23 protein-coding genes and 1 tRNA gene are annotated in these 24,131 nt (G+C 33.8%); 1 reads left to right on the plus strand and 23 read right to left on the minus strand.

All coding sequences use genetic code 11. From position 1 onward, the window contains the following. Nucleotides 1-35: 35 nt before the first annotated feature. Nucleotides 36-239, plus strand: coding sequence for a hypothetical protein (locus ASE40_RS08495; protein ID WP_128414956.1), 204 nt, complete (start codon nt 36-38; stop codon nt 237-239). A 71-nt stretch (nt 240-310) separates the two neighbouring features. Here ASE40_RS08495 and ASE40_RS08500 read toward each other — a convergent pair whose 3' ends face one another. The 23 genes from ASE40_RS08500 to ASE40_RS08610 all read right to left on the minus strand — a co-directional run bounded on the left by ASE40_RS08500 (nt 311) and on the right by ASE40_RS08610 (nt 24,107). After that, on the minus strand, nt 311-1,132 hold the full coding sequence (locus ASE40_RS08500; protein WP_057116514.1) for a phospholipase A: 822 nt from the start codon (nt 1,130-1,132) through the stop codon (nt 311-313). Nucleotides 1,133-1,209: 77 nt separating this feature from the next. After that, entirely contained in the window at nt 1,210-2,394 is a 1,185-nt protein-coding gene (locus tag ASE40_RS08505) for an MFS transporter (RefSeq protein ID WP_057116515.1), read from the minus strand. Nucleotides 2,395-2,559: 165 nt separating this feature from the next. Then, nucleotides 2,560-2,635, minus strand: a tRNA-OTHER gene (locus ASE40_RS08510). A gap of 20 nt (nt 2,636-2,655) precedes the next feature. Beyond that, nucleotides 2,656-3,108: a hypothetical protein gene (locus tag ASE40_RS08515; RefSeq protein WP_057116516.1), complete on the minus strand. Its 453-nt coding sequence runs from the start codon at nt 3,106-3,108 to the stop codon at nt 2,656-2,658. Between the two features lie 588 nt (nt 3,109-3,696). Continuing rightward, nucleotides 3,697-3,894, minus strand: a complete 198-nt coding sequence (locus tag ASE40_RS08520; RefSeq protein WP_057116517.1) for a hypothetical protein — start codon at nt 3,892-3,894, stop codon at nt 3,697-3,699. A gap of 62 nt (nt 3,895-3,956) precedes the next feature. Then, on the minus strand, nt 3,957-5,357 hold the full coding sequence (locus tag ASE40_RS08525) for an exopolysaccharide biosynthesis polyprenyl glycosylphosphotransferase (protein WP_082586782.1): 1,401 nt from the start codon (nt 5,355-5,357) through the stop codon (nt 3,957-3,959). Continuing rightward, nucleotides 5,341-5,745 (minus strand): VanZ family protein, encoded by a 405-nt coding sequence (locus ASE40_RS08530; RefSeq protein WP_057116519.1) that lies wholly within the window; start codon nt 5,743-5,745, stop codon nt 5,341-5,343. Before ASE40_RS08530 ends, ASE40_RS08525 begins: the two co-directional genes overlap by 17 nt. Nucleotides 5,746-5,783: 38 nt before the next feature. Then, the gene (locus tag ASE40_RS08535) at nt 5,784-8,123 is read right to left on the minus strand and encodes a GumC family protein (RefSeq protein ID WP_057116520.1); all 2,340 of its coding nucleotides are present in this window, start codon (nt 8,121-8,123) and stop codon (nt 5,784-5,786) included. 51 nt (nt 8,124-8,174) lie between these two features. Beyond that, the gene (locus ASE40_RS08540; protein ID WP_157848507.1) at nt 8,175-8,942 is read right to left on the minus strand and encodes a polysaccharide biosynthesis/export family protein; all 768 of its coding nucleotides are present in this window, start codon (nt 8,940-8,942) and stop codon (nt 8,175-8,177) included. A 95-nt stretch (nt 8,943-9,037) separates the two neighbouring features. Further along, the gene (locus tag ASE40_RS08545; RefSeq protein ID WP_057116522.1) at nt 9,038-9,784 is read right to left on the minus strand and encodes a glycosyltransferase family 2 protein; all 747 of its coding nucleotides are present in this window, start codon (nt 9,782-9,784) and stop codon (nt 9,038-9,040) included. Between the two features lie 201 nt (nt 9,785-9,985). Further along, a complete protein-coding gene (locus tag ASE40_RS08550; protein ID WP_057116523.1) occupies nt 9,986-10,954 on the minus strand; it encodes a UDP-glucuronic acid decarboxylase family protein in 969 nt (322 codons plus the stop codon). A gap of 5 nt (nt 10,955-10,959) precedes the next feature. Then, nucleotides 10,960-11,778: a glycosyltransferase family 2 protein gene (locus tag ASE40_RS08555; RefSeq protein ID WP_057116524.1), complete on the minus strand. Its 819-nt coding sequence runs from the start codon at nt 11,776-11,778 to the stop codon at nt 10,960-10,962. Continuing rightward, a complete protein-coding gene (locus tag ASE40_RS08560; protein ID WP_057116525.1) occupies nt 11,771-12,322 on the minus strand; it encodes a DapH/DapD/GlmU-related protein in 552 nt (183 codons plus the stop codon). The genes ASE40_RS08555 and ASE40_RS08560 overlap by 8 nt, the downstream gene beginning before the upstream one ends. An 8-nt stretch (nt 12,323-12,330) precedes the next feature. Next, entirely contained in the window at nt 12,331-13,443 is a 1,113-nt protein-coding gene (locus ASE40_RS08565) for a glycosyltransferase family 4 protein (protein ID WP_057116526.1), read from the minus strand. A 4-nt stretch (nt 13,444-13,447) separates the two neighbouring features. Continuing rightward, nucleotides 13,448-14,521 (minus strand): glycosyltransferase, encoded by a 1,074-nt coding sequence (locus ASE40_RS08570; RefSeq protein WP_057116527.1) that lies wholly within the window; start codon nt 14,519-14,521, stop codon nt 13,448-13,450. Next, nucleotides 14,518-15,684, minus strand: a complete 1,167-nt coding sequence (locus ASE40_RS08575) for a glycosyltransferase family 4 protein (RefSeq protein ID WP_057116528.1) — start codon at nt 15,682-15,684, stop codon at nt 14,518-14,520. Before ASE40_RS08575 ends, ASE40_RS08570 begins: the two co-directional genes overlap by 4 nt. Further along, nucleotides 15,685-16,983 (minus strand): hypothetical protein, encoded by a 1,299-nt coding sequence (locus ASE40_RS08580; protein WP_057116529.1) that lies wholly within the window; start codon nt 16,981-16,983, stop codon nt 15,685-15,687. After that, nucleotides 16,974-18,239 (minus strand): glycosyltransferase family 4 protein, encoded by a 1,266-nt coding sequence (locus ASE40_RS08585; protein WP_057116530.1) that lies wholly within the window; start codon nt 18,237-18,239, stop codon nt 16,974-16,976. The genes ASE40_RS08580 and ASE40_RS08585 overlap by 10 nt, the downstream gene beginning before the upstream one ends. Continuing rightward, the gene (locus tag ASE40_RS08590) at nt 18,236-19,318 is read right to left on the minus strand and encodes a glycosyltransferase (protein ID WP_057116531.1); all 1,083 of its coding nucleotides are present in this window, start codon (nt 19,316-19,318) and stop codon (nt 18,236-18,238) included. The genes ASE40_RS08585 and ASE40_RS08590 overlap by 4 nt, the downstream gene beginning before the upstream one ends. Nucleotides 19,319-19,378: 60 nt before the next feature. Next, nucleotides 19,379-20,251, minus strand: coding sequence for a glycosyltransferase family 32 protein (locus ASE40_RS08595; RefSeq protein ID WP_057116532.1), 873 nt, complete (start codon nt 20,249-20,251; stop codon nt 19,379-19,381). A 21-nt stretch (nt 20,252-20,272) separates the two neighbouring features. Next, nucleotides 20,273-21,244: a hypothetical protein gene (locus ASE40_RS08600; RefSeq protein WP_057116533.1), complete on the minus strand. Its 972-nt coding sequence runs from the start codon at nt 21,242-21,244 to the stop codon at nt 20,273-20,275. A gap of 84 nt (nt 21,245-21,328) precedes the next feature. Beyond that, complete coding sequence (locus tag ASE40_RS08605; RefSeq protein WP_198530113.1) at nt 21,329-22,630, minus strand: polysaccharide biosynthesis protein; 1,302 nt, start codon at nt 22,628-22,630, stop codon at nt 21,329-21,331. A 64-nt stretch (nt 22,631-22,694) separates the two neighbouring features. Next, nucleotides 22,695-24,107: a UDP-glucose 6-dehydrogenase gene (locus ASE40_RS08610; RefSeq protein WP_057116536.1), complete on the minus strand. Its 1,413-nt coding sequence runs from the start codon at nt 24,105-24,107 to the stop codon at nt 22,695-22,697. Nucleotides 24,108-24,131: the final 24 nt, after the last annotated feature.

Below are 24,131 nucleotides of genomic sequence, written 5' to 3' on the forward strand. Positions count from 1 at the left end.
AAGATTTCTAACCGAATCTTATGAAAAATAACATTATGATCAACCAGGATATACACAACACAAAAGAAGAATACCAAATCGATTTTACTAATGATCTGCTCAGAAATAAATCTCTTACCCTAGACGATTTAGCAAACCTAAACTTATACGGAATGACTCCTGAACAATATATAGAAGGTGCAGAAATACATTTCAGATGTTTTAATCAGCTTAAAAAAATAGAAGCTGAATTAAATTAAAACTATTTTTTTATTTTGTCTCGAAATTGTTTTTTTTTGGAATGCTGCTAAAAAATGATGTTTTTTTTGATTTAGAAAATTCCCATATTTTCTGGTTTGATTGTAAAGCCTAAACGGAGCATGCTTTTATGTTCCTGATAATCTATTAAACTTTCTGTATATCCCACAAACCATTGCAATGTAATGTAATAATTTTCGTCTTTATAGGGTTTCCAGTTCAGCTGCGTCTGCAGAGAACCATAATTGATGAGTCCGCTTCCTTTTCTAAAAAGAACGTCGGCACTCCATCTTCCTGGCTGAATCTGATAAGTTGCGCTTGCCTCACCATAACCGACATACTTGGTTAATCCAGGATTATCTTCTTTATCAACTAGCGGAATCCAGCCTCTAATTCCAACTGTCCATCTCGGAGAAACTTGTGATTTTAATGAAAAGGCAAGCATATTCCAAGTTCTTGAATAGATCGAATCTCTTCCGTTTGATTCGTGTTCCAACGAAATTGTTCCATACGTTAATCTTCCGCCTTTTAAATAAAACGGACGAACGATAGCAACTCCAGGATTAAAATTAATTTCTGAAAAGGGTTTTGAACTTGCGTAAATATCCCAAAATGCTTTTTGAGTGTACATTAGATAAGGGAAAAATCCACCCCATAAAGGTTTTGAGTTTAGTCGGAGTTTAAAACTAACTTGATACTTTACATCTGCAGAATTTCGTGTAATGGGTTCGCTCAACGGTATACCGGTTAAAAAATAATTATCCTTATGAACAGAAAAGCTATGTTCTTTTAACAATGAATCTGCGGCGCGGAAATTTTTTTTCTCTTCTACAATTTGTGAGTTGGATGTGATTGTAAACAATATGAAACAAGTCAATAGGTATTTAAAGTACATTTTTATGATTTAAAGTTGGAGCTTTATTGTAAGCTTTTACACTAATGTACGTTATTTTTACTGAATTTAAAAATTGCTTATTTCAACATTTTTTTATTAGTATTTCTGCTTTTCCAATACAAAAGATACAAGAGTCCCGTTATTATTATTAGGATGTCTATTTTGAAAATCTGCGGTATTCGCATTATATGATCGCTATAGTAGCTTCCTCCTAACAATGCACCAAACCCAATTCCTATTTCCATAGAAATATACATTGTGGCTACTGCTTTGCCGCGGTGTTCTGGATTGCTTAAATCGATTGTCCATGCACTTATTGCTGGAGATAAAATTCCAGTTCCCATTCCGTAAAGGGCTGCGCCTGCTAATAGCATATTTATATGAGTGCCTTCGCTTATTACAAATAATGCAATTGCAGTTACCACTAGTCCTGCTAATATGACATTCGTTCTTCCGTGTCTGTCAGAAACTTTTCCAGCTCCAAATCTTATCAGAACAGATGCTATTGTAAAGGCTGTAAAAAATATTCCTTTATTCTGTGCTCCCAAATGTTCGCTCCAATCTGGAATCAATGTCAAAATCAAACCATAGGCTGTATAAGAAAAGAAAGTGATGATTCCTGCAGGAAGTGCCCCAACATCTATAATATCTTTTCGACCGATATAAAACATAGATCTATGAAGTTTTTCTTTTGTTGCTAAAGTTTCTTTCATGTTCATTACAATGACAATTGAAAGAAAGGCAAGAAATGACGAACCATAAAACATAACATCAATTCCATAAGCATTTACAACCCAGCCGCCTAATGCAGGTCCTAAAGCACCGCCAATACTAAAACATAAACCATGCAAACCTAATGCTTCGCCCCAGCGCTCCTGCGGAATAATATCTGCTACATAAGCAGAAGTCGCAGTAGGCTTAAATCCGGTTGAAAAACCATGAACTAAACGCAAAAGTAAAAATCCAGAAACTGAACTTAAGATGGGATATAAAAATCCGCAGATCAAGCAAACGACAGATCCTACAGCCATTACAGGAACGCGTCCCCATTTATCGGTTAGTTTTCCGCTAAAAGGCCTCGAAATTGCTGCTGTTAAAGTAAATAATGAAATAATTAATCCTTTATATTCTGCTCCTCCTAGACTACTTAAATAACTTGGAAGTTCTGGAATTATCATATTAAAACTTGACGAGAACAAAAGCGAGCTCATGCAAAGCAGAATGAATTGAAGCGTATAAATAGATTTTTTATTTTGTGACATTATCAGGCTGTTAGAATAATTGCTGCGAAGCGAAGAATGGAATAAATCGCAGGCTGCAAATATACTTTTCTATTCTGAAAAAGCTTTTAATAAATCTTCTAAAAATTGCTTTCAATTTCAGTCAATTCAAAAAAAAGAAAAGCCACTCAAAGGAGTGGCTATTTGCGAACGCAGAAGGATTCGAACCCCCGACCGTTCCCGACTGAAGTTGGGAGACTCTAACCAGCTGAGCTATGCATTCGTAATAAATTTTAGAGTTACTTACATCATAAAATATAAAGCTCTCTGCAATACTTCGAGCTGCTTTTTGGGCATTTTTGATTTTACAAATTTGTTCTGAGATAATTTTGGAAGCAGCGATGAAGACTTTTTAAAGCATACTTTTAAATCTTCAAAAATTTCTGTTTTTGACTTTGAGGCATCTATTAAAATTAAATCTTTTATCTCTTCTATTCTAGATAAGCTGTTATAGAGATGTTTACTAAATAAGCAAACCATAGAATTTGTATTTATTCCGTCTAATTCGAAAAAATCTACTAATTCAGAATATTCATAAACTACAAAGACAGAATGATCAAAACCTCCCGATTTATTTTCATTTTTCAACAAGAAGGAATCTTCAGAAAAGTCAAATTCACTCTTGAACTTTCTTTTGAACATTTTTAAAAAAATACCTTTATTATCGCGAACTAAAACTTTTTCTTTTTTAATCATCTCTCAAGATTTAGCATTTTTATCCTTATTTATAATAGATTATACTTCAACAACATAAAACACGAAAATCCCTTATATTCTCATATCGGGACTTTAATTAAAATCATATATAGTTTTTACAAAATAAGTACTGTTCATTTTTAGCTGACTTGTAAAATGAAGAATACATACGAGCAAAAACATGTATGCAAATGGCTCAATCGCAATGCTATTAAGCCTCAAATAGGATTTGGGAGCTTTGTAAAGTTGTATAAAGAAGGTTAGATGTATTGGGTATTTCCATTAAAGAAAACAGAATATATAACATCTTGGAGATAAGGGAGATTTAAAAGTTTTTATATGAATTAAGAACACGAATCATATAAGGAAAAATATTCCTCAATAGTCAGGACTATAAAAGGAACTTAAAATAAGTAACAGGCGTAGAGGTAATTTCAAAAGGGATGAGCTCGACATTTTATCGAGCTCATTATTAACTTCATCATAAAATTATTTAAGTTTTTGACATCGTTTATTTACACTTGATAATAAGTATCTAGATTTAAATAATTAACAAGCATCCGTAAAAATTAAATCAGAAAAATAATTTTAGACTCCAACATTTAAGTTTTGAGTTTCAGACGGACTGTAATTTTTCAGTTTTTTAATTTTATCGTTTAATTTCAAAACTCGATCCAATTGCTTTTGTTGGATCGTGTATTTAGTATAATATTTATACCACTCTTTTCCAATAAAAAAGGTTGTCACAGAAACTCCTGTGAGTAAACCAATAAGGTAATTAGTCATGTCCATAATTTCTTCTATTTAAGTTTATTAGTTTATTTTTTGGTTTATTTATTTTATAATTTTTAAAAAGCATTTTTATCTCCTTTTAAGGTTACAATAACTGTTAGAAAGCAAATTTTGATATCCTTAATCAGACTCCAGCGCTGCACGTATTCAATATCTGTTGTCACACGGCGTTTCATATCTGATACTTTTTTAGTTTCGCCTCTAAGGCCCGAAACTTGGGCCAGACCTGTAATTCCTGGTTTAACAAAATGACGTACCATAAAATTATTGATATGGTCATTATAGTCAGATGTGTGCTTAATCATATGAGGGCGCGGCCCTACGACACTCATATTTCCTATCAAAACATTAAAGAACTGCGGCATTTCGTCTAAACTGGTACGGCGGATAAATTTTCCTATTGGCGTTACTCTGCTGTCTCCTTTTTGTGCCTGCTGGGTTTCGTCTCCCATATTGACATACATGCTTCGGAATTTATAACACCAAAAATGCTGGTTCTTTTTACCCGTTCGCATTTGTTTGAATAAAACTGGACCTTTACTTTGTTTTTTAATTAAAAAAGCTAACAAAGGATACAGCCAGGACAAGATGAAAATAATAACCAAAATACTGAAAGCTAGATCAAATATTCTTTTTGCTAATCTATTATAAGCATTTTGTAAAGGCTCAAAACGGGGCTTGATAACATGAAAATTATTTAAATGAGTTGAGTTAAAGTGTTTTTTTGAAATTGATGAAAAATCGGGTACAAATTTCAAACGCATACAATGCTTGTCACCAAGCTCAAAGAAATAATTCAAATCTGAAATAAAATCAGGTTTAGTAACTATGTACAATTCATTTATATTATTTTCAGATGCATTATGAATGGCGTCACAAAGTGCCAAGGAAAAATCTTCATTACTTGTGTATTCTACAGACGAATTTTCGTTAAGAATACCCACAAAATTTATGAAGAATGAATTGTTTTCTAAATGAGAAGCCAATTCGATACTTGTTTTATTAAAGCCCCATATTGCAACTGTATATTGCTTAAAAACCCAGCCTTTTATTTTTCCGATAACTACTGTAAACAAAATTCTGGAAAACAAAAAGTAAGACAGTAAAAAACTCAACTGTATTAAATTTGCCTTGCTTCCAAAGAAGTACAAAACGTCATCCTGAAAAATGAAAATATAACTGTGCCATAATATTCTTTGTGTAAAGAAAGCACGCCAGCTGTTTCTAAAAAATTCATCTAAACTAAAAAGAACGTCTACTCGATACAATTGAAAATAAGTAACTGAAAACAACCAGCTTAAAATTGTAATCGGAATCATTTTATTTAGAAATAATCCATTCCAACCAATATTTTCTTCAGTTGCAAAATTCAAAAATATCATAGTCCCTAAAACCATCGCAATCATATCTACAATGGCGCAGCACATTATGAAAGTAAATTTATGTCTGTTTCGCATTTCTTATCTTTTTCAATAAATTGTAACACAATGCTCCTATTAAACTTCCAACGATTCCATAAAAAATATCCATCAAATCGGGGCTTCTTCTCTGGATCAAAAACTGTCCTCCCTCAGCTATACATACTATTATTGTTGCGATCCCAATATTTTGTATGAAATTCAAATTTTTGCTATTATATTCACTCTGTTCCGTATAGATTTCCAACAAGAAACCTACAGCTAAAAAAGGAACAGCAGTACGCAAATTATAATAATGGTTACTCCAGTTCAAAAGCCATCTTGGCAGATAGGTTTCTCCCCCAAAACCAGGATCAGACAGCCACGAAAAATAAAAAACGGCACCAATAACAAAGAGCAATAGCAATAGAACTATTTTATGAAACATTTTATATTATTTAATTTTAGTAAATGGCTTTGTATTGCTTAAGCGCCTTTTACAGCAAGACTTCTTTTATACCAAGGTTTCTTTACTTTTGCTTCTTGATACTGGTAGCCGTAGCTTACGCCATAACCGTATCCGTATGCCGTTTTCATGTTTACGCCGTTTATAACAATTCCGACATTTTTTAATTGTTCTTTTTTAATAAAATTACTTACCTGGACTAAATTGCTTTTATCTGTATAATCGTATTTTACTACAAAGACTGTTACGTCTGCCAAATGACTAAAATTCAGTGTATCAGAAACTATTTGCACAGGAGCCGTATCTAGAATGATGTAGTCATAAATTTTTCTAGCTTCTTCAATCAAGGAATCAAAATTAGAATTGGTTATTAATTGAGAAGGATTTGGCGGTGTTTCTCCTGCAAACAAGACGTCTAAGTTGGTAGAAAAATTATTGTCTTTCTGCAAAAATTCTTTCCAGTCGTCTGCTTTATTAGCTAAGAAATTAGAGAGTCCTAATACGTTTCTATTGATACTAAAATAATCGTGTAATTGAGGATTTCTTAAATCGACTCCAATAAGCAGTACTTTTTTATTGAGATTACTAATTGTTATGGCATTATGAAAAGCACAAAACGATTTTCCTTCTCCCTGAATAGATGATGTAAACAGTATTACATTTCCTTTACTTTCCTTATTTCTGGGCAGCAGATAGGATATATTTGACATTAAGGCTCGTGATGCTTCTGCAATCAGCGAACGAGAAGTCGCAGTGTTGTCCAGTTTTTCGCTTGTATTTATTTTAGGAATATGTCCCAAAATTGGAATGTCGGCAATTACCTTTTGAATATCCTCTTCGTTGTGAATTTTGGTATCTAAGAATAATCTAAGATATGTGAACCCGAAAGGAATAAGTAAACCAAACATAAAAGCTCCTAACATAAATGCTTTTGGCTGCGGAAAAATTGCCGAATAATTGGTTTCAGGAGCATTTAAAGTTTTTAGGTTTGATTCTAAAATTGCGCCGTTTAAAACTGCTTCTTCTTTCTTTTGCAATAATGCCACATAAGTTTCTTCTTTCATATTAAGATTGCTATTGATATTACCCAATACTTTATCCTTTGTAGGAATGCTTTTTACTTTTGCTTCGGCAATACTTTGTTCTGATTTATTTGCTCTACTATTTTGAATTAGAAAGTTTAAATACCCTTCCAGCGTATTTAATATTTCTTGTTTTTGAACCTTTAACTGGGTCATTAAACTAATATACGCAGGATTATTTTTTTGTGCTCTTTCTAAGATCAGCTGGCTGTCCATTAGTTTTGCATTGTAATTTACAAGCATCTGATTAACAGCTGGAGAATCTAAATTATAACCTGTACCCAAAGTTTGTGCAACGCCAGATTGTTTAATATCGTTAATCGCAAAATTGGTAAGTGTTATTTGACGTTCGTTGAGCATAGAGCTCTCTTTTGTCTGGCTTCTATCGGCTGTTTTTTCAACGATGTAATTGTCCATTACCCCGATATCATTATTTTGCAGGTATTTTTCTTTTACACTTTCTATAGAATCTTTTTCTTTGGTGAAATTTTTTATCCTCTGATTTAAATAAGAAACCGTATTACTAAATACTTTTTGCTTGTTGATGACAATATTTTTATCCAGCAACGTGATCATCTCGTTTAATATTTTTCTGGAACGATCTGGACTTGAACCTGTATGTTGTAATTCTATTACTCCTTGTGCTTTTTCGTCAGATAAAACAATAAGCGCTTCTTTCAGATTTTTTAAAGCTATATCTGTCGGTTCAATTTTTACCTTATAATCATTCTCAAAATAATAGGCTGGATTCTTTTTTGCTTTTGCAGATAATTGAATTTTAAATGGCAGTCCATACACTGGTTCATTGCTTTGATATCCTTTAATTCTGAAACTTTTTTCTGCAGCTGGATCTGTTACCGTAAATCCTTCTTTGTCTATTTTAATTTCATAGGTAACTTGTGGCAGTGAATCTCTAGAAACTGTTGGAATCAAAACAAAAGGAACTTCATTTATATAATTATTTTGTACAGTATATGCTTTTTCAAAATAGCTGAAATTTAAATTCAAATTCTTTACTACACCCAACAAAAACTCATTGGAAGTCATCAGTCTAATTTCGTCTTCTAAATTATCCTCACTACTTTTTTTGTCTGTACTGATGGTAATTATTTTGGTTTTGTCTTCTTGTTTTTTATCAATAAAGATCGTAGCCGAAGTTTCGTATGTTGGCGGCGTTATTTTTATGAAAATATAAGCAGCACCTACAAATACAATTAAGCTAAGTAAAAACCAAGGCCAATACTGAAAATACTTTAAAAATTCTTTTTTAAAATCCATAACCATTTAATTAATTAGCAATTCTATTACTCTATTTTTTACTTGTAAATTTTACTTTGCAATTACTATAATCAGCGCTGCCAGAGAAGCAACTATTCCGATTAATTGTAATGGATCTTTGATTACCCCACCGCTATTTGCTTTTAGTTTATTTGGCGTTACAACAATAACATCGTTTTGTCTGATTCTGAAATTTGGATTCGACATCCAAGAAGCGGTTGTCAAGTCAATATGATATACCAAACGTTTTCCTTCTGATTCTCTAATTAGTTGTATATCTGTACGAATTGCCGAATAAGTCAAGTCTTTTGCCAGTCCGATTGCGTCAAGTAAGCTTATAGATTCTTCGCTAAAAGCTATAACACCTGGAGAATTTACTTCTCCCAAAATGGTAAATTTATTATTGAGGACTCTTACCTGAACGGTTGGATTTACCAAATAATTCTCACTGATCAGACGTTCTTTTATTTTGACTTCGACATTGGCTGGAGTTAATCCGCCAACCTTAACTTCATTTAAAATCGGCATCATAATCGTTCCTTGCGGATTAACCAAATATCCTGATAACCTCATCATTTCTACAGAAGTCTGCGAATTATTGGTTCCGTTATTAATATTAAAGGGTGCAGCAACTAAAGGATTTAGATCACCAACATCAATTTTTAAAATATCATTTGGCTGAATTTTAGGAGATGTATAATTAATCGTCGTGTTTGCATATTTATCTAAATCTTGCAAATACAACATTTGTTTCTTGGTCGTACAAGACTGAAGCATCATTAAAAGCAATAAAATTATTGAAAAGGAAATCTTTTTCATGTTAATCATATTATATATTAGTATTCTTAATCTAAATTTCGTGAATCAAAATTCTGCTGATGACTTACACTTCTTTTAAAACAAATGGATCAATGTTAATGAACGATGTACTGCCTTAAAGCGATTGTTTTCTTCAAAAAAACAGTTCCAATTGCTGCTAAACCATGAAATTTATAAATCTTATAATCTTCTTGTAAAACTTCAAAAGCGCGTTTAAAACTAGTGCTCATTCCTCCCATTCTCATCTTAACGATATAAGAATCGATATAACTCATCTTAATTTTATATTTGTACAAATAGCGAAGTAAGAATTCTGTATCTGAAGCAATTTTAAAATCCAGATTGTACAAACCGTGTTTATCGATTATACTTTTCTTTAGATAAACAGTAGGATGCAATGGCAGCCAGCCTTCTTTAACTTTTTTAATACTGAAAACACCTCCTATTCGGTCTCTAATTAATCGTTCCTGCATATCATTCGAAACATAAACTCCATCGCCGTAAACGCCGTCGATGTTTGGTTCATATTCAAAACGAGCTGCAATTCTGGTTAGAGCCTTTTTATCATAAAATTCATCATCAGAATGCATCAATCCAATAACGTCTCCTGTTGCCAGTTTAAGTCCTTTATTTATGGCATCATACATTCCTTTATCTGGTTCAGAAATGAACTGAGTTATTTTATCACTATAAGAGGAAATAATTTCTTTGGTTCCGTCTGTAGAGTTCCCATCAACGATTATATATTCTACATCATGATAATTTTGAGACAATACACTTTTAATCGCTTTTTCGATTGTATTTTTACGATTGTAACAAACTGTGATTATGGTAATTCTCATAATAATTATATTTTAAGGTGAAAATCTTTCATAATTATAAGGTAAAGCTAAAACAAAAGAATACTACTAAAAAAAGTTCTCGACGAAGCACCGTAATCCTCGTTAAAACCCAAAAAAATGAAGTTTAGGTCTTAGAAATGAGAGATATATGTCCTTAATCAGGAAATTTAGGGAAGAAATTAGCAGCGATAATTTATGTTTTTAGTAAAAAACAGAAGAAGCTGTTTGTTGATTTAACAATAGCTTGTCAAAATAGTTAATTGTAGAAACCAAACCTTCTCTAAGCTGGATTTTAGGTTCCCAATTATTAAGTTTATTTTTTGCCAGAGAAATATCCGGCTGTCTTTGTTTTGGATCGTCTTGCGGAAGTTCGAGATGAATTATTTTTGATTTAGAATCTGTCAAGTCAATAATTGCCTGAGCCAGTTCCAGCATCGTAAACTCATTTGGGTTCCCTAAATTTACAGGTCCTAAAAATTCAGGAGCAGAACCCATCATTCTAATCATGCCTTCGACTAAATCATCAACATATTGAAAAGAGCGGGTTTGCAGTCCATCTCCAAAAATTGTAATGTCTTTTCCCTGTAATGCTTGTACAATAAAATTGGAAACCACTCTCCCATCTGCAGGATTCATATTGGGTCCGTAGGTATTAAAAATTCGAATAATTTTAATCGCTACTTTATTTTGATTGTGATAATCCATAAATAAGGTTTCGGCGCAGCGTTTTCCTTCGTCATAGCAGGAACGAATCCCAATTGGGTTGACATGTCCCCAATAATTTTCGGTTTGAGGATGCACAAGCGGATCTCCATATACTTCACTTGTACTGGCCTGCAATACTTTAGCATTAATGCGTTTGGCTAATCCAAGTACATTAATTGCTCCCATTACAGACGTTTTTATGGTTTTAATGGGATTGTATTGGTAATGTACAGGAGATGCAGGACAGGCAAGATTGTAAATTTCATCAACCTCAGCATAATACGGTTCTGTAATATCATGTCGCACCATTTCAAAATACGGATTATCCAACAGCTCAATAATGTTAGATTTTGCTCCAGTAAAATAATTGTCCAAGCAAATTACTTCGTTTCCTTCATTCAATAATCTTTTACATAAATGTGAACCTACAAATCCAGCTCCTCCAGTTATCAGTATTCTTTTCATATATTCTATTTATTTTTGATTAAATCAATTTTTGTCTGAATTTGAAAAAAGTAATGTGACTTAAAACGTGCCAGATAAAACCCTTCTTTTCCGTCTAAAAAACCTAATTTTAAAAAGTAAGCACCAAAAAAATAAACAACAGGAAGTAATCCTGTATTGAGGAGTCCGTATTTAATTTTTTGATTTAAGGATAAAAGAGTGTTCTTAGATTGTTTAAGCTGTAAATACCTTTGTGCTTCCCAAGTCGAGTAAGCATTGTGTTTGTCAATGTAATGTTCTAGATTTTTGAAATCTTTATGGATAACTTTGGCATCAATAATACCAACTTTGCCTTCTATAATAGGATGTTCATGCACTTCCATATCCAAATGGCTCCATAAATCTTCATCGATTTTTTCGTAGGCTCCTTTTGATTTTTTAAAAAGTGCCGATTTTTTAAATCCATAACCATATCTCAGTTTTCTGCCCATAAAATAGTTTTCAAATTGAATGGTAAAACCATTATAAGCAGGATCTTGGGTTTTAGTTTCTACTTCGTTCACAAATTCTTCGGTTACAAATTCGTCAGCATCTAAAAACAAAATCCATTCGTTGAGAAGGTTTGCATTTTGAAGTGCCCAATTTCTTTTTTTTGGGAATTTACCATTCCATTGAAATTGCAATACTTCGGCTCCCATAGCTTTTGCTATATCTATAGTATCATCGGTGCTACCTGAATCTACTACAATTACTTGAGAAAATCGCTTTAATTTGCCCAGACATGAGGGTAAATTTTGAGCTTCGTTCTTAACAGAAACGATTACGGAAATTGGAATTTTATTCAAAGCTTCTAGATTTTATTAATTTGGCAGGATTTCCTGCTACGATAGTATTTTTCTCGACATTTTTGGTTACTAAACTTCCTGCGCCTACAATTGCATTTTCGCCAACTGTTACGCCAGGCATTATAAGTGCTCGTGCTCCTATAAAAACTCCTTTATGAATTGTTATTTTTTTGGTAATCAAATTCATTGACGGATTATCAAAAGCGTGGGTTCCAGTACACAAATACACTTCCTGCCCTACTGTGGCGTGCTCAAATATTTCTACAATGCCAAGCGTGTAGGCGTTGGCGCGATCTCCCAGACAAGCATGATCGTGAAGAATTAGATTCCACGGAATTTGAATTCTCGCTCTTTGGTGCACAAATGGTTTTCCGTAAATTTTACAGCCAAATAATTTGAGCCAAAATAATCTCCAGGCATTAGCCGGTTTTGGAGTCCAGACACAAAATAATAACCAAACATATTCCCAAACTATCATTTTAATTCGCTGCGTTACCGACCATGGTGAATCGTAAGGCGAATTTTGTGAGTATTCTTGTTCCATTATTGTTATTATTTGATTTTCATAGACTCAAATTCGTTTAAGAACTCAACGGCTAATTTTTCGTTAGAATGAGTCTCGTTTACCTTTAAGCCTGCTCTTGCTAAATCATTTAGCTGTGACGGGTTATTGATTAAATCTTTAAGGTATTGATTCAAAATTTCAACTCTTTTCTCCACACGATGATCGAAACACAAACCGTTTTTATTATGAATTAAAAAATCTTTGAAACAATCTAAATTGGAAACTATTGTTGCACAGCCCCAGCTCATGGCTTCTAATGGGGAGACTCCAAATGTTTCGCCTTTTTCTGCTACTGAAGGATAGACAAATACGGAAGCTTTGGAGTACATTTCGTTTAATTTCTCCATATCAAAAATAGGTTCCAGAAATCTCACATTGCTGTCTTTTGCCAGCTGTTTTAGTTCTTCTAAATAAGCTTCTCCGCCTCCTCCGGTTTCTGTAGAATAAGGTCCTACAATAAGCAGCCTCCAGTCGTTAGTGTCTAAAGAGGCAAAAGATTTAATTAAAATATCTAAACCTTTTTCAGGATGAATTCGCCCTGTGTATAGTATTATTTTTTCCTTTTTTGAAAAATCAACAGCTTTTGTATTTCTAAAAGGCAGTGTATTAGGTATCATTACCACTTTATCAAAATACTCTTTTTTGATTTCGTCTTTTATTGCTTTTGCAACTGGGGTTGAATTTGCGCGTAATCTGGAATTTTTGGTGTAAAATCTCATCTGCCCTTTAGGCATTCTAGATACATCAATCATACATTTTTTCTTTTGATTGGATGGTAAAAGAATGGGAAGCCAAAAAGTATTAGAAATAATAACGTCTGTATTATTGGCTATTTTTCGGACGGCTTTTAAAGTGTAAAAGAGATCTAAAATTTTAAGAACAATACCAGAAGAGGGAACTTTGTAACCTTTAACCCTAACGTGATTGATTCCGCCTTCACTTTCAACATTTAAAAATCCTTCGTACGATTTTGATATGTAATTTACCTCATGACCTTGATTAACAAATTCTTTTGCCAAACCGTACCACATTTTTTCTACAGCACCGCCCAATAATGGCGGAACGGGGAAAAAAGCGCCTTGAACTATTGTTATTTTCATTGCCTTACATAGTTTTATATAATTCAACCATTTTCTTTCCTACTGTTTTTATGTCGTATTTATCTATTATTAATTCTCTGCCATGTTTTCCCATCATTTCTAACAGCATGTTTGAAGAATTAAAAACTTTAAGCAAAGTCTTTTCTAAATTTGTAACCGATAAATCAATCCACCACCCGCATTTGTGTATTTCCAAATCTTCCCACGGCGTACCATGCGTTGTTATTACCGGAACGGCTACTGCCAGTGCTTCGGCGACAACAATTCCGAAATTTTCGCTGTGAGTTGGAAGAACCATTACATCTGCAGATCGTAAAAAATCCCATTTGTCTTCTCCGTATTTTGCCCCTACAAAACGGACATTTTTTAAATCCTCGACACTCTTAATTAAGTTTGTTACGTATTCTTCTTCACCAGTACCTGCAATTTCTAGCGTCCAGTCTTCTGTATTACTTGTTCTCCAAGCATCTATCAGTAATTCTACACCTTTTTTAGGATGAATTCTTGACATGAATATCATCTTTTTGGTTCCATATTTTTCCTTGATTTTTTTGACATCTCTTAAATAAATACCGTTTGGAATAATATGAATTGGATTTTTAAACCCTAATGCTTTAATATTTTCAGCTTCCATATCAGCGGTTGCGTGAAGGCAAACCGATTTATTTATGGCATGTTTTTGATATAAAAAAAGAGCTATTCTTTTTTTCAGCGGATTATGAGCCAGAATCCAAGGCTCCAGCATTCCATGAGGAGAAACGATTACTTTGATTCCCAATTTTTGAGCTGTTTTTTGAAAGATCCAGTTTTGAGGGCTCCAAATTCCGTTGATGTGTACAATATCTGGTTTTTCATTTTCAAGAAAAATGCGGTACTCATTTGCCAAAGAAAACCAGCGTAATAAACTGTTATTGAAAAATTTAATTGAAACTCCCTCGATAGAAATAGGATCTTTGGACATTCCTGTAGCGATGCTAAACGAAGTATCGTTTTTTAATGCTTTGCTTAACAAACGCATATATTCTGTAGTGCCGCCGCCGCTTTTATCGATACTGGCTATATAGTGAATTACTTTCATACAATTTGATTAATTTCTTTATAAACAACTTCAATAGCATTTAAAGAATGTTCGGTGGTAAATTTTTGAGATTGTTTTAATGATTTCTCCATCAATTCCTTCATTTGAAGTGTATCCAGAGTAATCAGTCTTTCTAAAATTTTTGCCGAATCTTCTTTCCATTTTTTTAAATGCAATTCATCATTAGGTCTTTTGTCAATATAAAAAGCTGCTGGTCCGCCCACTTCGTTCATAGGAGATCTGTTAGTGGTTATGACTGGACAACCCGAAGCCATTGCTTCGATTATAGGCCATCCAAAACCTTCGTCTAGAGAAGGAAACAAAAGACAAACAGCCCCAGAATATGCATTGTTAATATATTCATCAGATAAATTACTAACAAAATGAATATCTTCTTTATAAGGTGATTTTTGATGTAAATCAGACAATTCCTCTGAAGGTTCTGAGCCTATTAAAAGCAGCGGAATCTTTTTTTTACTTATTCCGCGCCAGAAATCATATATTTCTATTACGCCTTTTCTGTTTTTATAATATTGATTTCCACCAATATGCATAATATATCCATTTGTCAATTCTATATTTAATTTAGCTTTCAATAAATTGCGGGATTCAATTGGAGATAACGGATGAAATGCACGATTTAATCCATTGTAACATACTGCAGAGTTCACAATTTTGCCTTGATGTAACTCGTGCAGATCTTCTTGTGTTTTTTTTGAAATTGAAATAAAATTTTTCCCTTTTGAAAAGCCATTTCGAATGTAATTTTGATATTTCTTACCTGAAAATGATGTTGGATTTTCAGGAATATTCCCTAAAGCCGATTTCAAGGCTAAAAAATCATGACAGTGCACTACATGTTTTTTATTTTTTACCAAAGGAACCCAAGGTCCTAAAGCCTGATCTGTAAATACAAAAAGAGTATCTTTTGAAGCTCCCAGCAGTTTAAACCTTACTTCTAGCGGAAAAATAATGTATTGGTCTACATACCCTAACCACTTTTTTAAAGACTTAGAACTTGGAAGTTTGTAAAATCGAGCTTTCGGACTCCAAATTTCTACTTCATGGTCTCTTTCTGTCATTCCGTTGAACAGCATATTAGCATAACGGGGCATGCTTTGGTGATCTAAAAAAGAAGGATGTGCAAAAAGAACAATTTTCATTTATTCGGTTTTCGGTTTGATATTTATACTTGCTACTAATAAACCAGTAGCAACTACCGCGCAGCCCAGCATACTTGGCTGTGCCCATTGGCCTTGAGTAATCATAAATAAAGCCGTTCCGCAAAATGTTACCGGCAGTAATTTGTATGCACTTGGTAATTTAATTGATTTTAAAAACAGACTGATTGCTAAAACCAATCTTAAAACAATAAGGCCGCCGCCCAGAATCAGTCCTTGTTCTCCTCCGACTCGATTCAATTCTCCTTCAGAAACTAAGAAATCTCTTTTCCCTACTAACATTTGTGCACCAGCATTGGTTCCCATTCCGAGATTGCCCACAAATAAAGGTGCTTTTAATAATGAAACTATGGGCTCGGTAAATCCTGATATCGCTCTGGTAAAAAATGAATCTTTCATACCGCCGCCCTGAGTATTTGCGGTTTCGACACGGCTCATAAAAACTTCTGTTCCTAAACTAAAAATTGTTGTCGTTTTTTGTAAAACTGTAAATAAAACAAAGATTACTACAACAGTAAATGCCAGTCTAATTATCGATTTAACACTTGTAGAGGAACCTAAAAAAGTAAATAAGCCTACTAAGATTACGCCTCCAACCGAAGTTCTGCTTACTGTAAGAGGCAAAGCAATCAGCAAGGCGATGGTGCTGGAAATAAGCAGAATCTTAGAACAAGCTTCTTTAGACATCCAAAAATAAAAGACAAAAACAGAAACTAAAATGTAGTAAGCCGATAATCCCGTTGTAAAAGAAAATGTTCCTGATGGACGAAAATATCCCATCGAACCAGAAAAACCTGCACTTCCTTCTCCTCCAACTCCAATATTAATAAATGCAGTCTGCGGACTTATAAATTGAAAATAAACGATTAAGGTTACCAGAATATTTATTGCCAGCATCACACGTCCAAATTTCAATATGTCTTCTTTTTTAAAAACTTCTCCAATTATAAAAATCAAAGGAAAATGAAGCAGCATAATCCTTGCTCCATAAAGTCCTACGAAAAGATTTTCATGTCCAAAAGTCAATGTTACCGCCAATCCTAAAAGCGTAAAAATGCTGCTTAAAACCACATAACCGTTTACAAATTTTACATGCAGATAAAAAGCCCGCAGAATAATGTAAACCGCAATTGGATCACGCACTACTAATAAAGGCGTCGCCAAACTTGGTAAAATCCATTTGCGCAAAGCACCTTCAAAAATCCATAGTAAAAAATAAAGCCATATCGCTATTTTTATGGATTTGTAATTTGGTGCCGCTATTTCGTTTGTTATATCCATTTATCCCAATTTTTTATAAAACTCAAAGAAGAAAGTGCATCTGCCATTTCTTTTCCATATACCGACCAAGGTCTGGTCTTCGCTTTATTTTGTGCTGCAAGCCCAAATTTTTCTACCAATTCAGGTTTCTCAAGTATTTTTGTAATTACTTCTTTCAATGCTTTTGACGAACCTGCTGGTACAATCCAGCCGTCTTCGCCGTCTTTTATTAAATCTGGGCCTGCTGTACGATCGGTTGTAATTACTGGGATTCCCTGCGACATTGCTTCTGTAATTACTAATCCAAAACCTTCAAAAAGAGAAGGAAATACAAATACATCGTGTTCTCTCATACAGGCCAGCACTTGATCATGAGATAAGGACGGAATCCATTTGTGTTTTTCTAATGCACGGTTTAGTGAAGCACAATTGGGTACGGCTTTTTGTCCTACAATTGTCAACTCTACTTTGTCCTGCAGTCCTTCAACAGCTTCAAACAAATAAGAAAGTCCTTTTCGCTGTGATAAGCCGCCTATAAACAAAACTTTAAGCTTTCTATTAACAAGCGGCGGATATTTCTTTTCTGCTGTAACTTCTGGAAATCCATACGGAATCACTTTTATTTCTGCTAAGTCTCCAGAATATTCTTCAAGTGTTTTTTTGGTAAAACTGCTGGCTACAAAAATGATATCTGCCAAAGCCAGTTCTTGATCTTTTTTATTTAACTTTTTTGGAGAATCATTAAAACCAGTAAGTGTACTTGACCAGTCAGGATTGATAATAAATTCTTTTTGCATTAATGATCGAGAACTTTTCCAATAGCCAATAGGCAAGTCGTAAATACAATAAAGTCCTAATTGTTTTGCTTCTATAAAAGTTGACAGCGCACCATCTTCATAGGCATAAACGCCAGATAATCCTTGTTTTTTGGCTTTCGCTAAAGTATTGGCTACCCAATTATCGTGTTTTTGATATATTCTGTCAATACAGAAAAAACCCTTTTCGTGTGTGATTAAAAAGTCTAATTTGAATTTTGAAGTCAGCAGACGTCCAAACTCAAAAAAAGATTTTGAACGTGTATAAGGCTGCCAGGCTGTATCTAAACTTCTTCTTTTTAAATCTTTTAACTTCGGATTATTGCCTAACTTATATAATAATTGACCCGGAAATATTGCAATTGAGGTAAATAATTTAAAAAGCTGCTGCTCTTTTAATAACCCATTGATCAAATTTTTTGAATTTGCATTTAAGGTCGGATGTGAGACCAGCACTTTCATGATATAGAAATTGAATTAATAAATTGTGATGCCATGCCGTTTAAATCAGAAACCTCAAGATTCATTGGAACTATATTCAAATTATTTTTTTCGTACTTAATGATTTGCGGTATAGTATATTGTCCTTGAGTTGGTGTCCAGTTTCTAGAAACACAAATCGTATTTATTTGATGTTCTTTGTAGGCTGCATAAACGCCGCTTTTTTCTGTCTGGAAATAAGGTGTTGTCGAAATTCCAAAATCACTGTCTAAGAGTACTTGCGATATTACATTTTCAGCTTGTATTCCTAGAACTTCATACTCTATATTATAATTTTCTAATATCTGGGTGCAGTTCGTTAGCTGAGGACCATTGTTCCCAATAAAAACAAATTTTAGAGGCTTACTAAATGTATTTGAAGTTTTCATCAAATCATCAACAAAATCTTTAAAAGGAGCTCCGTTATGAATTGTACCAAACAAAACAAACTGTGTAAATTCCTGCGTTTCTTTTTTCACAGCTGTCAGCGGTATGTTGCCGCAAATTGGCAGTACTTCTGCTGTAATATTTTGTGATTGAAGAAAGAATTGGTATAATTTATTTTGGGTATTAATCGAATGCGTTTTAGTATTATGAACTATTTTCTTGGCTATTACCTGTTGCAATTTGCCAATAACTTTGTGCCTGATTGAAGATTCTGAATCTATTCCTAACCACAACTCATGAAACATAATATGCCACTTATGATTTCCTCTTATTTTTTTTAAATAAGAAGGCAGCCAAAATGGTAATCCTTTCGGATTAAAACTGTACGGTACATATTGTAAAGAAATCCAATCGGGTTCTAAATCTTTTATAACACTTTGCAGTAAAACTAAGCGCTCATTATGATCTGCGATTACAGGAATTCTATGAACTGTAACTGGAGTTTGTTCTGCAATTTGATTTTCAGTAGTAAAAAAAGTAATCTGCTGATCGCATAAGGCTAAAATCTGAGCTTGATGGCCAGATCGTATCAGCATGCCGCATAAACGGCGAGTATAATCGCCTACGCCGTCATTGCCAATTTCGGCAGAACCGCAAATGAAGAGAATATCCATTTTTTGATTTTAATTATAAATTATAGAATCATCAGGTTTAATAATTTCCTTACTTATAGGTTAGGAAACAATCTTGATCAATGTCTTGATGGTGTTGTAGGATACTTTTTTTATATGTTTGGAGGTACGGGAAGTTTTCTTAAAACCTTTATCAATAAAGTTGACAACTGGGAATATTCGAGGATAATGATTTCGCACTAAATGCATAAATTTTTCAATTCCTTTTTTTCCTCTCCAGCTTCCATTAATTAGATGGATAGCGTACGATTCTTTATCTAAATAAATTGAGTTTCCTACTAATATATTGGATGGGAGAATGAGCATATTCTCTTTTAAGATTTGTTCTTTGTCTTGATAGGTATACCCGTATTTTTCGGCGACTGGGGTTATTACAGAACCTATTATTACTTTTTTTAAATCTATGGTTCCGTCATCAGCAAATAATTGCAGATTCTTGTATTGGTCTAAACAATCTTTAATGTAAGGATGTTTGGGTACTGAAGCAAAAATGGCACCTTGAATAGCAAAACCCATTATTGGTTTTCCGGCAGTTTTAGGCAGGAAGGAAGAATTTAAACGCTGCATTCCCCCATCTTCTTCAAACAATCCAGGATGTATTTCATGGGCACTAAAAAACCCATAATCAAACCATTCTTCTTTAAAGGGTTTAAGTATTCGAACATCTGAATCTAGATATAGTCCGCCCTCAGTATATAAGGCATATAGACGAATGTAATCTGCCGCGAAAGCCCATTTTTTGGCCAGCAATGCCTCTTTTACAAAAGGTATCGAATCAAAATCAAAACTATCCTTGTCCCACAAACGGATATTAAATTCTGGCAAATGAATTTTCCAAGTTTCAATACATTCTTTTATAAATGGAGTATATTCTTCTCCGCTAAACCAGCATATATGAATTGTTTTTGGAATCATAATTTATTATCCTTTTTTAGATTAAACTCTATAAAACCTCCCTAAGAACTTGCTGATTTTAATAGCTATTTGTTTTTTTCTAATTTCTCTTCTCGAGTGCGCTAAAATTGGACTTTTAGAATATTCCCAGTATACTACATCTTCTTTTCTTGGTATTCTCCCTTTAAAAAATCTTGCAAAGTGATTTATTCTCCAAGGTTTTGAACTTCCTAATGCATGAATCATGGTTGCTTCTCCGGGAATAAAACCCATTCCGTCTTTTCCAATGTAACTGATCTTACCATGATAGGCTTCGATAGTTGCGTTTAAAGCATCTTGATCTGATTTATCAAAAAACTGAAATCCTTCCCTTCTTAATATGGTTGAATTATGCACCTGATTTAGAAATATCGATTTATCTAGTCCGCCTATTGCGTCGCCCATTCGCTCTTGAAGTTTAATCCACAACTTTAAAAAAGAAATATTTTTTTTACTGAGTCCAACAAAACCGCCATTTACATAAATCTGGTTTTTAAACTGTAAATCAATATTATAATTTTTAAAATAGTCTCTCCATCCTTGTCTGCGCGGATGAAATTCCTGTAAAGGCGAATTAATGTCTTCGCAAACGGCCACACCGCATTGAACCCATTGTTCAAAGCATGTCCACGAATCAACAACAACAATATCTGGATCAAAATAGAATAGCGCATCTGCATCTTTTGCAGGACCTTCCCATAATTCCAGCATAAAATCTGGTTTGTAATTCGTAAGACTGTAGCTCGTAACGAGCTGCAAAAAAACGAGTTGAATGCCTTCAACAGGACTTACGGTAATTGCGTCCTTCCATTTACCAATGTGTTCTTTTTTGTCTTTTGAAACCCAATCTGGCAATGATCCTCGATAACCTACATAAACAGTTCCACGAAACCCTTTTATGTATAACGAATTAGAAAGGGTAGCAACTCCATAATGGTAATGTCCCTCAAATAAGGTGCAAACAGCTGAAATCATATCTTATTATGTTCTTTTTTTTATAAAACGTGCAGTACTCCTGTCTAAATTCATTTACAGGCTTTTATTATTTACAATGATGACTTATGAGACATCTTCATATTCTTGATTTTTTAGTAGAAGAATATGATACAAACAAAACAGAACAGTTTGGACAACGGATACTAATCCTAAAGCTATATTAAAATATAAAACTCCTCTCAAATTGCTCAAATCCAGCAGACTTGCAAAACCAATAATGGCAATTAAATTGATTAAAATTACCGCTATTGGCGACATCGCCCAGCCTCGTGAACTATATAAATTAAAAACGATTCCGCTGAATAACCCAATACAGCTGCTGATAATGCTTAATAATAATTCAAACGATAATCCTTCATAAGCATCTCCTAGAAGCCATAAAATTGGAGCGGGAAATAAATAAACCGCCAGCACAATTAAACTTAGTAAAACCGCCAAAAATCCCATTATTTGAAAAAAACGTGTCAATAAAAGGTATTTTTGCGTCGCCAATTTGGCAAATCGCGGCACTATTAATGTTGCAATAATTACATTAAAAATTGTTAGCATTACGCTCAATCTGCCTAAGGCTCCCAATTGTGCCAATGAAGTTGTGTTACCAAAAACTGAAATCAGCCAAATTGTAATCTGACCCGAAAGACAGTAATAAATTGAAGTTGGTAAAATGCGTTTAACTAAACTTAATATTTCCTTTTTAACTTTTGCATCAGGCTGCTGATCTTTAGCTGCCATGCTGTACACTATTTTTCGTAAACCAATATTTCCCCAGATTCTAGGTATTCCTGCCGCCAAAATGGCTACAAAAGAAAATGGAAAAATAAACATGGTTAATGCCGAAAGTATTAACCTCACAATTCCCACGCCGACTTGATTTTTCTGCAAAGGCAAAATCGTCTGATTCAATTTCGGAATAATTTCTAATAACGAGTCGGACAAAGCTGCATAAAAAGCAGGAATCAAAGCTATTACAATGAAAATTGCTGCAATCCAGCTGGCTCCATTGTGCAGTAATAAATAAAATAAGATTGGTACGGAAACTAATAAGCTTGCTACTGCAAATTTTTTCCTTAAATCTAAACCTGTTGCTAAAACGGCACCCATTTTTTCTTTATTCTCCCACACTTTTCCGCCCTGTGCCATTACTCCGGTAATTATTCCTCCATCAGCAAGAACAGTCATTGTCCCGAGCATGGTATTGGCCAAAGTATAAAAAGCATATTCCTGAACAGACAACAATCGAATTATTAAAATTCCAGAAGCAAATCCTAAAGCCTGTATCAGAATCTGCGCACTTCCTGTAATTGAAATTAATTTTCCCCAATTGATAACAGTATCATACTTAGGGTGTTGTTTGAGCTTTATCAAAATATTTTTCAAGAAATAGAAATAAAAAGATTAAAAAATAGATTCTTTTTTACAATTGATAAGTTTAACCTTTCCCAATTCCTTTAATCTGAAAACCAATTGCGGCTAATTTTTCTGCATCCAAAATGTTACGCCCGTCAAATACAAAAGCAGGTTTGTACATATTGATGTAAATCGAATTCCAATCGTAGGTTTTAAATTCATCCCACTCGGTTAAAACAGCAACTGCATGCGCCTTATGGAGCGCTTCAATTGGTGATTGGTAAACAAAAATCTGTTTGAGTTTTAAATCGATTTTTTGTTCTGTGAGTCCTTTTAATTCCCATAAATAGCGCATATCGTCTTTGACTTTTGCTTCAGAAACTTTAGGATCATACACATGAATTTCTGCTCCATCTTCAATAAGATGTTCCGCTACATAGATCGCCGCCGACTCACGAGTATCATTGGTATCTTTTTTAAATGCCCAACCTAAAAATGTTATTTTTTTACCGCTGACTGTATTAAAAAGAGAGGTAATAATTTTTTTTGCAAAACGATATTTTTGGTAATCATTTAGGATAATTATCTGCTCCCAATAATTGGCAACTTCTGGCAAATTAAAATAGCGGCACAAATAGACTAAGTTTAAAATATCTTTTTGAAAACAAGATCCTCCAAAACCTACGGAAGCTTTAAGAAATTTAGAACCAATTCTACTGTCAGTTCCAATTGCAGATGCAACCTCATCAACATCTGCTTCTGTAACTTCGCATAAAGCAGACAAGGCATTAATAGAAGAAATTCTCTGTGCTAAAAATGCATTGGCCGTTAATTTTGATAATTCTGAAGACCAAACATTCGTAGTTAAAATCTGTTCTGAAGACAGCCAATGTGCATAAATATCGACTAAAGATTGAATAGCTTTTTGACCGCTGTCTGTTTGGTTTCCACCAATTAAAACACGGTCGGCATTTAATAAATCATTGATTGCTGTTCCTTCTGCCAAAAACTCAGGATTAGAAAGAACTTCAAATTTAAATCCGTTTCCAGTATGATCTAGAATAGTCTGCAAAGTCTCTGCTGTTCTAACCGGAAGTGTCGATTTTTCGACTATAATTTTATCGTTCTTCGCTATTCTGGCTATTTGTCTGGCGCATAACTCAACAAATTTTAAGTCAGCTGCCATTCCTTTACCTTCTCCATAATTTTTTGTTGGTGTGTTTACAGCTATAAAAATCATATCGGCAGCTTCGATGGCGCTGTCTACTTCTGTAGAAAAAAACAAATTACGTCCTCTCGCTTCACGAACAACATCTGCAAGTCCAGGTTCATACACAGGAAGATTGTCTAAATTTTCATCATTCCATGCCGCAATACGGCTTTTATTTAAATCGACAACAGTTACTTTAATTTCTGGACACTTCAATGCGATAACAGACATTGTGGGACCACCTACATAACCAGCACCTAAGCAGCAAATATTTTTGATTTTCATTTAAATATCTTTTTTGGGAGGCGA

It is taken from the genome of Flavobacterium sp. Root935, assembly GCF_001429295.1.
In the GTDB taxonomy this organism is placed as follows: Bacteria; Bacteroidota; Bacteroidia; order Flavobacteriales; family Flavobacteriaceae; genus Flavobacterium.